The organism is Pantoea sp. C1E2 (assembly GCF_056491465.1).
In genome coordinates, this window is the sequence record NZ_JBSZHT010000004.1 from 894332 (window position 1) to 906397 (window position 12066).

At 53.6% G+C, this 12066-nt stretch carries 11 protein-coding genes; 7 read left to right on the forward strand and 4 right to left on the reverse strand.

What is annotated here, in order from left to right; all coding sequences use genetic code 11:
- Position 1 precedes the first annotated feature (1 nt).
- Complete coding sequence (locus ACXI0A_RS25660) at positions 2-919, reverse strand: EamA family transporter (RefSeq protein ID WP_476146119.1); 918 nt, start codon at positions 917-919, stop codon at positions 2-4.
- Positions 920-1037: 118 nt separating this feature from the next.
- On the opposite strand from ACXI0A_RS25660, the gene ACXI0A_RS25665 reads away from it, so the two are divergent.
- From ACXI0A_RS25665 to ACXI0A_RS25675, 3 genes are all read left to right on the forward strand, one after another.
- Positions 1038-1583, forward strand: a complete 546-nt coding sequence (locus ACXI0A_RS25665) for a GNAT family N-acetyltransferase (protein ID WP_476146117.1) — start codon at positions 1038-1040, stop codon at positions 1581-1583.
- Positions 1567-2010, forward strand: coding sequence for a GNAT family N-acetyltransferase (locus ACXI0A_RS25670; protein ID WP_476146115.1), 444 nt, complete (start codon positions 1567-1569; stop codon positions 2008-2010). Before ACXI0A_RS25665 ends, ACXI0A_RS25670 begins: the two co-directional genes overlap by 17 nt.
- 218 nt (positions 2011-2228) lie before the next feature.
- The gene (locus ACXI0A_RS25675; RefSeq protein WP_476146113.1) at positions 2229-3143 is read left to right on the forward strand and encodes an alpha/beta fold hydrolase; all 915 of its coding nucleotides are present in this window, start codon (positions 2229-2231) and stop codon (positions 3141-3143) included.
- Here ACXI0A_RS25675 and ACXI0A_RS25680 read toward each other — a convergent pair.
- From ACXI0A_RS25680 to ACXI0A_RS25690, 3 genes are all read right to left on the reverse strand, one after another.
- A complete protein-coding gene (locus ACXI0A_RS25680) occupies positions 3140-4321 on the reverse strand; it encodes a Gfo/Idh/MocA family oxidoreductase (RefSeq protein ID WP_476147132.1) in 1182 nt (393 codons plus the stop codon). The two genes, ACXI0A_RS25675 and ACXI0A_RS25680, sit on opposite strands and share 4 nt — an antisense overlap.
- Before the next feature lie 10 nt (positions 4322-4331).
- Entirely contained in the window at positions 4332-5255 is a 924-nt protein-coding gene (gene iolE, locus ACXI0A_RS25685; RefSeq protein WP_476146110.1) for a myo-inosose-2 dehydratase, read from the reverse strand.
- A 214-nt stretch (positions 5256-5469) separates the two neighbouring features.
- Positions 5470-7647, reverse strand: a complete 2178-nt coding sequence (locus ACXI0A_RS25690) for a FepA family TonB-dependent siderophore receptor (protein ID WP_476146109.1) — start codon at positions 7645-7647, stop codon at positions 5470-5472.
- A 329-nt stretch (positions 7648-7976) separates the two neighbouring features.
- Here ACXI0A_RS25690 and ACXI0A_RS25695 point away from each other — a divergent pair, with 329 nt between their 5' ends.
- From ACXI0A_RS25695 to ACXI0A_RS25710, 4 genes are all read left to right on the forward strand, one after another.
- Positions 7977-9167: a cellulase family glycosylhydrolase gene (locus ACXI0A_RS25695; protein ID WP_476146107.1), complete on the forward strand. Its 1191-nt coding sequence runs from the start codon at positions 7977-7979 to the stop codon at positions 9165-9167.
- 328 nt (positions 9168-9495) lie between these two features.
- Positions 9496-10392 (forward strand): transporter substrate-binding domain-containing protein, encoded by an 897-nt coding sequence (locus ACXI0A_RS25700; RefSeq protein ID WP_476146105.1) that lies wholly within the window; start codon positions 9496-9498, stop codon positions 10390-10392.
- Complete coding sequence (locus ACXI0A_RS25705; protein ID WP_166934186.1) at positions 10389-11312, forward strand: amino acid ABC transporter permease; 924 nt, start codon at positions 10389-10391, stop codon at positions 11310-11312. The genes ACXI0A_RS25700 and ACXI0A_RS25705 overlap by 4 nt, the downstream gene beginning before the upstream one ends.
- A complete protein-coding gene (locus tag ACXI0A_RS25710) occupies positions 11305-12066 on the forward strand; it encodes an ATP-binding cassette domain-containing protein (RefSeq protein WP_476146103.1) in 762 nt (253 codons plus the stop codon). The genes ACXI0A_RS25705 and ACXI0A_RS25710 overlap by 8 nt, the downstream gene beginning before the upstream one ends.

A 12066-nucleotide genomic window follows, 5' to 3' on the forward strand; every position in this document is an offset into this window, starting at 1 on the left:
GCTATTTACTGCCAGTGGTGCTCGGCGTGGCGGCTTTGACCATTCCGCTGCGCGTAACAAGCCATACCGCCAGTACAATTAACAATGCACCGCCCATAAAGCCCTGGTTGATCTGCTCGTCCAGCACCAACCAGCCCCAAAGGATGCCAAAAGGCGGGATCAGGAAGGTGACGGTGAGGGTGCGCAGCGGGCCAATATCGGCCAGCAGGCGGAAGTAGATGATATAAGCCAGCGCGGTGCAAATAAAACCGACGGCCAGGATGCAGGCCCAGACTTCAGGAATTTGCCAGTTCGCTGCAGACGTTTGCGACGCGGTAAAGACAAAGAAAGGCAGCAGGAACAGCGAGGCACCTAACTGGCTGCCGAATGCCACTTTCGTGGCATCGAGCCCGCCGCGCGATCCAATCCAGCGTCTGGCCAGAAAGCCGGCAAAACCATAACAGGCGGTGGCAACCAGACAAGCCGCAATGCCGAGTATCAGCGCGTGCGATAGCTCCCCTTCACCAGTGGTACTTATCAACATTATGCCAACAAAACCGGCCAGCATGCCCAGCACTTTACTCACGGTAAGTTGTTCATTAAAGAACGCGGCGCCTATCACGACGCCCATTAATGGCGTGGTGGCGTTGAGTATCGCGGAGTAGCCTGCGGGCAAGACGCGAGCGGCCAGGCAATACATCAGGAAAGGTAATCCTGAGTTAATCACCCCCAGCAACATCGCCCAGCCTAGTTTGCCTTCGAAGCGGCGTGGAATGCGCAGCACTGCCATCACGACAATTAGACCCAACGCGCCGAATAACACGCGCAAAAAAGCGGTATTCACCGCACCCAGAGCGGGAACGGCAATGCGCATAAACAGAAAACTGGCTCCCCAAATAGCCGCCAGCAGCAGAAGTCGCAACGAGTCCGATGTTCGCATGGTTCAGATTCAATCATTAGAAAGATGGGCTGACATCATAGCAAAAATTCTTAACACTCAAAGTGATGTCGCGGTGCTATGTTATTTCGCTGCATCATAAAATAAGGCGAGGGATTGAATGCATTGGGAGTCTGAGAGGTTGCTGTATCGGCCGGTTGAGCGCACGGATTTGCAGGCGCTTTTTCGCATCTATGGCGATGCGAGAACACATCAATTTTACCCGCGCGGGCCATATCCCAATATTGATCATGCGCGAGAAGTATTACTACGCAGAATTAAAGATCGCGCTATTCATGGTTTCGATGACTGGGCCATCATGGAGAAAAGCAATCCGCAGCATGTGATTGGTTTCGGTGGCGTATTTGTCAGCGAATTCAACGGGCGCAGAACCAATAATCTGGGTTACCGTTTTGAACCGGATGCCTGGGGAAATGGTTATGCGACGGAACTGGCATTGCGCGCTATCCGCCACGGTTTTGAAGACCTAAAGCTGAGAGAAATCGTAGGTGTAGTGCGCGAGAATCACAGCGCATCGCGCCGCGTACTGGAAAAGGTCGGGATGACTTTCCTTGAACGGGTGTTTGATCCACAGGATCCGCCCGCCAGCTTGATGTTCAACATAACACGCCAACAATGGAGAGAAATAAATGGAACAGGTGATTAGAAAACTCACTGCAGAGGATTACGCACAGTGGAAATCTCTGTGGTTGGGCTATCTCGACTTTTATGTCAGTGAAGTCACGGAAGAAGTCAGTCAAACGACATTCCAACGACTGCTTGCGGAAGGTGAGCCGATGCATTGTCTGGTGGCGGAAGAGCAGGGCAAGTTAACGGGATTGGTGCATTTTATTTGCCATCGCAGTACCTGGGCCCTGGGTGACTATTGTTACCTGCAGGATCTGTTCGTCAGCCCAGGTGGGCGTAAGCAAGGCACGGGGCGCGCGTTAATCGCAGCGGTGAATGCTGCCGCTGAGGCGTTGAACTGCTCGAAAGTGTATTGGATGACGCGCGAGAATAATTACCGTGCCCGAGCGCTGTATGATCAGGTCGCAACCAGAACGGATTTTGTTCAGTATCGTGTTGCGCCTTAATTCGGGATCTCACTAGCATCGCTTGCCAAGCCTTCATCCCCTCCTGTACCATTTAGGAATTAATCATTTCCTAAATGGTGTTTTCCCTACCGCAAACAATATCTCTACACGAGCACGCGGCCACCCATGCCAGTCCTGGAACGATGATGTTTTGAACCTAACCGACTAAAACTTTAACCAATTAGGAAGTAATCATTTCCAATTTTTAGGATAAACCGATGAATGCCTCAGAATTGAAATCAACATCACGCTGGTCGCAACCCGTTGCCGGCCTGCCTGATTTTTTCCATCACTACGCCACGGTAGACGGAGTCAGATTGCATTACGTCAGCGGCGGCAACCCGCAGGGTGAAACGATGGTGCTGTTAGCCGGGTTCCCGCAAAGCTGGTTTGCATGGCGCAAGGTGATGGCTCTGCTCGGCGATCGTTACTCCATTATCGCGCCTGATCTGCCTGGCCAGGGGGATTCTGACAAGCCTTACAGCGGTTACGACACCACTTCTCTGGCTGAGAAAGTACAAGGCCTGCTGCTGCAACTGAACATCCATCACTATTATCTTGCTGCGCATGATGTTGGCGCGTGGGTGGCGTGGCCGTTTGCCATGCACTATGCCAATCAGATCAAGAAACTTGCCCTGCTGGATGCGGGCATTCCGGGTGTGACCCTGCCAGATGCACTGCCTGCCACGCCCGATAAGGCCTGGAAAACCTGGCATTTTGCCTTCCATCTGCTGCCGGATCTGCCTGAAGCCTTGATTGCTGGGCGCGAAGAGATCTATCTGGAGTGGTTTCTGAAACGCAAAGCCGTCAGTCCCATGGTTTTTGACGCGGAAGATATGACGGAATATACGCGGTTGCTGCAACAGAACGGGGCATTGCGCGCAGGCATGGCGGCGTATCGCGAAGTGAGCATCTCTGCCGAACAAAACCGTGCATTGCTGCGTGATAACGGCAAACTCACGGTGCCGTTGCTGGCGGTGAGTGCCGATCAAGGCTCGATCCCCGATATGGCTATCCCGCTCAAAGAGTTTGCGGCACAGGTCTCAGGCATCAAAATCGCGCACTGCGGTCACTTCATCCCGGATGAGCAACCGCAGGCGCTGGCTGAAGCATTGCGCGAGTTTTTTATTTAGTTGCGCAGACTGGCGATCTCCACGCGTTCACCGCTGGCAGAGGAGCGCACCATCGCTTCGATGATCTGCTGATTCTCCAGGCCAAAGCGGAAGTCCGGGAAGCAACTGGCTTCACTGCTGAGGCCTTTGATCAGGTCATAGATTTCGATGACTTTCACATCGAAGTATCCCAGACCACCGCCAGCGAAATCGAAGCCAAAGAAGCCTCCGAATTGTTCGACCTGAGAACCGGCATAGATGGTTTTAAAGCCGCGATCGTGTTTCGCGTCGCCATAGCGTGCAATCTTCAGTTCGTTAAAGCGCTCACCGTCCATGATGATGGTGCCTTCGGTGCCCGAGATTTCCCATGCAATGCCGAACACTTTACCTGCGGAAATGCGTGAAGATTCAATCACGCCACCAGCGCGGCTCTCGAAAGTGACCAGCGCCTGGAACTGATCGTCGTTTTCCACTTTCAAACGCGCAGCCTGCTTATCCGCCTGGGCACCATAGCCTGAGCCGCCGCCCGCAGCAGGACGCGTTTCAATGAACAACTGCTCCTGTCCTACCACGCTCTTGATCGGTCCCATCAAATATTGCGCCACGCTCACCACGTGTGAGCCTAAGTCACCGAGCGAGCCGGAACCGGCCTGTTCACGCGAGCAGCGCCAGCTCCACGGCAGCTCAGGATCGTTGAAAAATCCCTGATCGAACCAACCACGGAAGCGGGTCGGTGTGCCGATATCACCCCGATCAATCATCTGTTTCGCCAACTGCGCTGCGGGCGTTTTGATGTTATTGAACGCCATGATGGTTTTCACGCCAGCGCGCTCGGCTTCCTGCGTCAAGGTTTGCGCTTCCTGCAGCGAAACGGTGAGCGGCTTTTCGCAGTAAACGTGTTTACCCGAACGAATCGCGGCCAACGCCATGTCGAAGTGCATGCTGTTAGGCGTAGTGATATCGACAATATCAATCTCAGGATTGTTCACCATCGATTGCCAGTCCGCTGTGCTGTGTTGAAAACCGTAGCGTCGAGCCGCTTCTTCGGCCAGTGCAGGCGTGACATCCGCCAGGGTATGCAGAACGGGTTGCAGCGCCAGGTTGCGATACAGTAAACCCGCGCGACGCCACGCATCGGCATGTGCCTGGCCCATAAAGCCTGAACCGATCAGGCCAACATTCAGTGTTTTTCCAGCCATCATCGGGTCCTTAAGCGTTTGCAGGTAAAATGTGTTGGTCAACAAAACGTTGTGCGCGAGTCACGGTTTCTAACGGCGGGGCTTTCGCCGGATCCTGCTCAGCTTCCACCACCATCCAGCCCTGATAACCGCTGCGAGTGATAAACTCCGCCAGCGGCCGATAATCAATACCGCCATCGCCTGGCACGGTGAACATCCCGGCGAGCACCGCTTCGTTGAAGGTCATGCCGGTGGCTCGCACCTGTTGCAGGCGATCCAGTCGCACATCCTTCAGATGGATGTGGCAAATGCGCTCGGCGAATTCATCGATGAGTTGCGTATAGGAGAATCCGGCGGCGGTGGCGTGGCCGGTATCCAGCAGCAAACCTACCGCGGGCGAACAGGCACCCATCAGCGCACGGATTTCCGGCAGCGTTTCGGCCACCATCATCAGGTGGTGGTGGTAGGCAAGGCGTAAACCGTATTGGTCAAACAGCGCTTCGGCAAAGCGGGAGAGGCGATCGGCATAGGCGGAAACCTGATTCTCCGGCAGCAGACGTCGGGTGCTCAGCGGCACATCCAAGGCGTTTTCAGCCATCCAGCCACACTCCCCGTACACCATCACATTGGCACCATTTTCCTGGAGCAGGGCGGCATGGTTATGCACCGCATCCAATTCCTGCTCAACGCTGCGTTCGGTGAGGAATCCGTCGTGCCAGCCTGACACCAGCTGCAGGTGATGTTTTGACAGCAGCTGCTTCAATGCACCCGGTTCACGCGGGAATATGCGGCTCAATTCGACGCCCTGAAATCCGGCTTGTCTGGCCTCGCTTAAACAGGTCTTTGCGGAAGTGCCTGCGCCGAGATAATGCAGCACTTCGTTCACCCAGGAGAGCGGGCTGACGCCAAGTTGAGGAGCGGGATGCCCCGTGCGGTAAAACGCATCTTTAATCATCTGCTTTGATCCTGTAGGGAAGATAGCGAAGAAATTACCGGATGCGAGGTGGGGCAGCGAGGTGTTATTTGATGTAAAACCTTCAAATTTTGAAGGTAAAAAGTCAAAAAATAGTGAGTGATGTTAATTGGGAAAATAGATGAGTAAACAGAGGGATAGCGGAGTGGCGAACAGCCGAATTGATGTGGGCGGCGACTGCGCCGCCCACATGCGTTTAGAACGACATGGTGACGCCAGCGTAATAGGCGCGGCCCGGTTCGTTATAGGTGATTGCACCGGTCGCTTCGCGATAGATACGTTTATCAAACAGGTTGGTGATACCCGCATTAGCGCGAAGATTTTTGGTGATGTCGTAATTCACGTTAAGACCGACCACTGAATATGGCTTGATCTCTTTGGTGGTCATGTTGGTCACATCTGTGTTCGTCTCCGCAAACTGACGCGGTTTCTGGCGGCCATACTGTGTCCAGTTCACGTTCGCACTCAGATCCTGCGTTGCCTGCCACTCCAGCTGAGAATTAATGGTGAACTCTGGGATAATAGAGAGCGGATTACCGGTGTCTTTGCTTTCTGAACGGAACATATAGGTCGCGTTGGTACGCCATTCCAGCGTATCGGCAACTAATGGGATGGTCAGATTACCTTCCAATCCTTCCACAATCGCCTTGCCGCCGTTTTCCCAGCGCAGCACGTTGTAGCCCGCCTCAGAATAAACAGGATCGGTGCCAGCGACGATTTTGTTTTTGTAGTCGTTACGGAAGTAGGTGATACCCGCTACGTAGCCTTCGTTGCTGAACTCAATGCCAATCTCTTTGTTAACGCTGGTTTCCGGATCCAGATCGCCATTACCCAGCAGATAGCATTGGGTTAGCCCGATTGGGCAACCGTTGCCGCGTGTCGAAAGCAGGTAACCCGGCGTTGATTGATACAGGTTTGGTGCTTTAAACACGCGCGCGATACCGGCTTTCAGCGTGAAGTTGTCGCCCAGGCCCTGAGAAATGTTAAGGCTTGGACTCCAGTTCGCACCGAACTGATCGTGATAATCGAAGCGCAGGCCGGGAATAACCTCAGTGCTATCAGTGGCGGCGATATTGTCTTCAAAGAACAGAGAACTGATGGTCGCGTCGTTTTTGCTGCTGCGCTGAGAGGGATCGCCTGAACTGCCTGGCAGCGTCACGCCGTTCGCGGTTTGCGTGAGCATCGAAGCCGGATCGTTCAGCTCATCACGGTTCCATTCCGCACCAAGAGTGACGGTTTGATCCACCAACAGTTGCAGCGGGAAGCTGACTTCACCGCCGGCACGGTAGCTCTCCAGTCGGCTGGTCGCATACTCATCGGTGTTAATCATTCCTTCAGTACGGCCCGCGGTACCTTCCTTCAGGCGGGTATTATTGGTCTTCTCGTAATTGAAGTTTAATTTCGAGGTTCCCCAATCCCAGATACCGTTATGCGTGACACCGTAACTCTGGCGATAAAGGCGATTGGTTTCTGCACCATACAGCGATTCCACCAGACCATCGGCACTGGCATTACTGTTGCTGTTCTGCGTATCACCGGCGTAGATGTTGCCCTGACGGCTGTAGCCGTATGAGAAATCAATCACCTGCAATGGCGTGATTTTCCATGACAACACACCGTTGATATCTTTGTTGCGCACGCCTTCACGACCGGCCGCGTAGGAACCATTTTCTGCCGTGTTGATGTCGAACGCATCTGCATCAGTGCGGTTGATGTTGCCATACAGACGCATAGTTAACGCATCGCCTGCCAGCGGGCCACTTAAATTGAAGTTGGCGCGACGCGTGTCACCTTCTTTATCATTCTCAGGCTGGTTAGTGAACAGTGACAGCGAGCCATGCCAGTCATTGGTTGGGCGCTTGGTGATGATATTCACCACGCCACCCGCTGCACCCGAACCGTAACGCGCGGCCGCTGGTCCACGAATCACTTCAATACGTTCGACCATTTCGGCGGGCACCCAGTTGGTGTCACCACGCGAATCGCGCTCGCCACGCCAGCTGTAACGCACAGAGTTACGCGAACTCACCGGCACGCCATCGATCATGATTAAGGTGTTTTCCGGGCCCATGCCACGAATATCAATCTGACGGTTGTTACCACGGCTGCCGCTGGCACCATTACCGGTCAGGTTGACGCCCGGCATTTTGCGGATGATATCGGAGAGGTCGTTAACCGGTGGGCTTTTCTTGATGTCTTCAGCGGTAATGGTGGAAACGCCAGGCTGCTGTTTCAAACCCTGTTCCGCAGTGACGATCATCGATTCATCGTCAGCCAGTTTTTCCGTGGGTTCCGCGGTATAAGCAGGTGAGGTAAGCAAGGCCGCCACAATCAGCGCAAGAGGGCGTTTCCTGACATATAAAGTTACATTCACTTAAATCTTCTCCCTGAAGTATTAACATATGTAAGCAAATGCGCATGATAATGAGAATGTTTCTCATTGTATATGCGCTAAATCAGCGTCTCCTTTTTTTCTCCATGATTGGTGCTAAATGCGTGCGAAGCGTGAAGAAACGTAAAGCAAGGGTGAGGTATGCGGGTAAAAATGTTGCGAAGGAAAAGCGTTCATCAAAGTGTCATCAAATCCTTACAAATCAGCCAGCTAAAATCAGTGATAACGCACGGTAACTATATGAGAATCAGTTTAGTTTCGAGCCTGCACCAAAAAGGGTGCTAAGGACTCGCATAAATTAAGGAGAAAGTGTGCGCCGGATCATACAAACCTTTACATTCCTGCTGCTGATTTTGATGATTAACCCGGTGGTAAGGGCCACCGAAAAGATGGATTTCTGGCTTAAACCTCAGCATGGCGGTAACAGCTTTAATCGTATTCCACCCGACATCGCCTATTTCAACGCTCTACACACCTACGGTGCTTCCTGGGTTCGACTCTCCTGGGATAAATGGCCAACGCAGCAGCGAGATTTCCTGCTCGGCAGTGCCGACGAGTATCAAGGGTTGGTCACAGAGGACATTGCGACGCTGAAGAAAGTGCTGGATAGCGCACAGGCAGCAAATCTAAAAGTGGTAATAACGCCACTGTCGTTGCCAGGCATGCGCTGGTCGCAGAACAACGGTGGCCAGTTCGACGATCGTTTGTGGCAGGACAAACAATTCTGGCAGCAGAGCGCGCGCTACTGGCGCGATCTGGCCACCGCGTTGAAAGGTCATCCTGCGATTGCGGCTTACAACATTATTAACGAGCCAGCACCGGAGAAAATGGGTGGATTAGCCGAACACGCCTCCGCGACAGCGATGCAAGCGTGGTATCAACAGCATCAGGGTAGCGCACGCGATTTGCCCGCGTTTTATCGTGAAGTGATCGCTGCTATCCGCGAAGTCGATCAGCAAACGCCGGTGATGGTGGACAGTGGCTGGTATGCAGCAGCCGATGCCTTCAGTTATTGGCCGAAGGCGCTTGAGGACAAGCGCGTGTTGTATAGCGTGCATATGTACGAGCCTTATTCCGCCACCAGTGCACCGAATGCTAAACGGGCAACACCGTGGCCTTATCCCGGCAAAGTACCTTACGCAGGAGCCCAGCAACAGTGGGATGCGCAACGCGTGGCAGAATATTTAGCGCTGCCGTTCGCGTGGGCAAAAGTGCACGGCGTGGCACGCCATCAAATGGTGGTAGGGGAGTTTGGTTGTGTACGCACCTTGCCAGGTTGCACACAGTATCTGGAGGATGTATTAACGGTGCTGGATCAGCAGCAGGCTCACTGGGCGTTCTATAGCTTCCGGGAAGACAGCTGGGATGGCATGGATTACGAATTGGGAGATAAAAAAGTGCCGTGGCAATACTGGCAGGCTGCCGAGCAGAACTTACCCGATACCGTACCGCGTCACGCCACTAAAGAGTTCGAGCCTATACGCAAACGCTTAGAACGATAATGTCTTGCTAATAAGAAAACGATCATAAGCCATGGTAAAAGCAGGCCGTTGAATACCTGACTAAATCTGAATACCTCACCTGACACCGCGCCATCATTGGCGCGGTCATCCCCGTCACCACGGGCACCACGTTCTATTCCCGAAATATGGCAATAGATATCCGTTTTTCGCATTTGTGATCGCTGCACATCTTACTGAGAATGGCTCCGGGACGTTCAGAGGATGAAAATTTCTTTCCACCGAATGGTGAGGAAGAAGAAAAATACATCGCTACCTCAACGCCTTTTCCCAACAGGGAAACATTTATATATATCAGGAGAAGGTTCCAGTGAAACTCGCCAAAGGTATCACCTTGCTTGCACTTGCATTGAGTGCGCACACCGCGTTTGCCGCCGATCAATCCGTTCCGACTGACAGCTCAATCCATGTTCAGGCCGATCCTGCGCTGAAAAGCTTGTTGCCTGAGGATGTGGTTAAGCGCGGCTATATCGTGGCAGGAACCAACCCAAACACGCCGCCGACGACCTTCTATAAAGAAGACAACAAAACGTTGGCCGGCCGTGAAATTGACGTGATGAACGCCGTGGGTGAACGCTTAGGGATTCAGGTCCAGTGGCGCGACACCGGCGGTTTTGACAACATCATTCCAGGTTTGAAAACCGGTCGTTATGATGTTGCGCTTTCGAACATTAATGCCACTGCGACCCGCGCCAAAATTATCGATTTCGTCAGCTACTACGACGCCAGCCTGTTGGGCATTATCTCGCGCAAAGATGCCAATGTGGCACCGTTCAAAACCCTGGATGCTGTGTGCGGTCAGGAAGTTGGCGCAGGTTCAGGCACCACTCAGGTGACTCGCCTGGAAGAAGCCAGCAAAGCCTGTGAAGCAGCGGGTAAAAAACCAATCAAAGTGTCAGTCTTCCCGGATCGTCCAGCCGGTGTGCAAGCCGTAGTTAGCGGACGCGTGCCGATGTTCCTGGGCCCGTACGAAGGTCTGTTGTGGCAGGCGAAGGTGATTAAGCCTATTACGCTGAGCGGCGAAATCACCGTGCATGACGCGCCAGTCTCTGTCGCCTTCCCGAAAGATTCTGCGCTGGAGCCAGCTGTACAGGCCGCGCTTAACTCGCTGATCAAAGATGGCAGCTACAAAAAGATCCTCGACAACTGGGGTATCGGTTTTGGCGCAGTCAAAGAATCCAAACGTAACCAGGAAATCTTTCAATGAGTGATGTTCGTGACCACACCGACGATCTGCGGATCGTCGGCAAACGTTACTACGGACGCTGGCTGAGTGCGCTGGTGGTACTGTTGTGCGTCGTGGCAATGGCGCACTCGATGATTAACAATCCACGCTTCGAATGGAGCGTGATTGCGGAAAACTTCACCGGCGAATCGATCCTGCAGGGCGTACTGATGACGCTGCAGCTAACCGCGATTTCGGTGGTGCTGGGCTTTGCTTTTGGTACGGTGCTGGCGCTGATGCGCCTTTCATCGAATCCGGTGCTGGTGGGCGTCAGCTGGTTCTACACCTGGTTCTTCCGTGGCGTGCCAATGCTGGTGCAGTTGTTCCTGTGGTACAACATTGCGGCGCTGTATCCAACGATTTCACTCTCAATCCCAGGCCTGGGCGAGTTGTGGAGCACCCAATCTAATGCGCTGGTGAGCCCATTTAGTGCGGCGGTGATCGCGCTGGTGATGCATCAGTCGGCCTATGCCGCTGAAATTGTGCGTGCCGGTATCCAGAGCGTGGGCAATGGTCAGCTGGAAGCGGCGCGTGCGTTAGGTTATCGCCCGGCGCAGATTTTCCGTCATACCGTGCTGCCGCAGGCGATGCGCGCGATTATGCCGCCCGCCGGTAATGAAATTATTGGTCAGTTAAAAACCACGGCGGTGGTGTCAGTGATTTCCTTGCAGGACGTATTGTTCTCAGCGCAGATCATTTATCAGCGTACTTATGAAGTGATTCCGCTGCTGCTGGTGGCGACGCTGTGGTATCTGCTGATGACTTCGGTGCTGTCGATTGGTCAGTTCTATGTTGAACGCTATTTTGGCCGTGGCGTCACGCGCCGTGAAAAACGGAGCCTGTTTAAATCATTGCCGGGCTTTAGCGCGCAGAAACCTGAAAGGAGCGTGAGCAATGGCTGAAGCGATCGCCTTACGTAAAGTCACCAAACGCTTTTCCGGCGTCACGATTCTGGACGAAGTGAATCTGGATATTCCCGCCGGTTCGGTCACGGTTATCCTCGGTCCTTCGGGTTCGGGCAAATCCACCTTGCTGCGCTGCATCAACCATCTGGAAAAGCTGGATGGTGGCACCATTCGCATCGGTGGCGAAATCATTGGCTATAAACAGAAAGGCCAGGCACTGCACGAATTAAGCAGCGGTGAGATTGCTCGCCAGCGTGCGCAAATTGGCATGGTGTTCCAGCAGTTTAACCTGTTCCCGCACCGTACTGTTTTGCAGAACATCGTTGATGCGCCAATGCGTGTGAAAAAGCAAAACCGTCAACAGGCGACCAGTAAAGCGCTGTCGCTGCTGAAGCAGGTGGGGCTGGCAGGACGAGAAGATGAGTGGCCGCAAAATCTCTCCGGTGGACAGCAGCAGCGTGTGGCGATCGCCCGTGCGCTGGCGATGGATCCCGGCGTGATGCTGTTTGATGAGCCAACCTCAGCGCTGGATCCCGAACTGGTGGGCGAAGTGCTGCAGGTGATTCAACAGCTGGCACACTCCGGCATCACCATGGTGATTGTGACGCACGAGATTGGTTTTGCACGCGAGGTCGCCGATAACATTGTGTTTATGGAAGACGGCAAAATCGTGGCGGCCGGGCCGACTCAGCAAGTCCTCGACGACCCGGAAAACGGGCGCGTAAGAAACTTTATTGCAACGGTGCTCTAA

What these genes read in the sequence shown, in the direction of transcription:
- ACXI0A_RS25660 (WP_476146119.1), bottom strand. Translation starts at nt 919, where the DNA reads ATGCGAACATCGGACTCGTTGCGACTTCTGCTGCTGGCGGCTATTTGG.
- ACXI0A_RS25665 (WP_476146117.1), top strand. Translation starts at nt 1,038, where the DNA reads ATGCATTGGGAGTCTGAGAGGTTGCTGTATCGGCCGGTTGAGCGCACG.
- ACXI0A_RS25670 (WP_476146115.1), top strand. Translation starts at nt 1,567, where the DNA reads ATGGAACAGGTGATTAGAAAACTCACTGCAGAGGATTACGCACAGTGG.
- ACXI0A_RS25675 (WP_476146113.1), top strand. Translation starts at nt 2,229, where the DNA reads ATGAATGCCTCAGAATTGAAATCAACATCACGCTGGTCGCAACCCGTT.
- ACXI0A_RS25680 (WP_476147132.1), bottom strand. Translation starts at nt 4,321, where the DNA reads ATGGCTGGAAAAACACTGAATGTTGGCCTGATCGGTTCAGGCTTTATG.
- iolE (WP_476146110.1), bottom strand. Translation starts at nt 5,255, where the DNA reads ATGATTAAAGATGCGTTTTACCGCACGGGGCATCCCGCTCCTCAACTT.
- ACXI0A_RS25705 (WP_166934186.1), top strand. Translation starts at nt 10,389, where the DNA reads ATGAGTGATGTTCGTGACCACACCGACGATCTGCGGATCGTCGGCAAA.
- ACXI0A_RS25710 (WP_476146103.1), top strand. Translation starts at nt 11,305, where the DNA reads ATGGCTGAAGCGATCGCCTTACGTAAAGTCACCAAACGCTTTTCCGGC.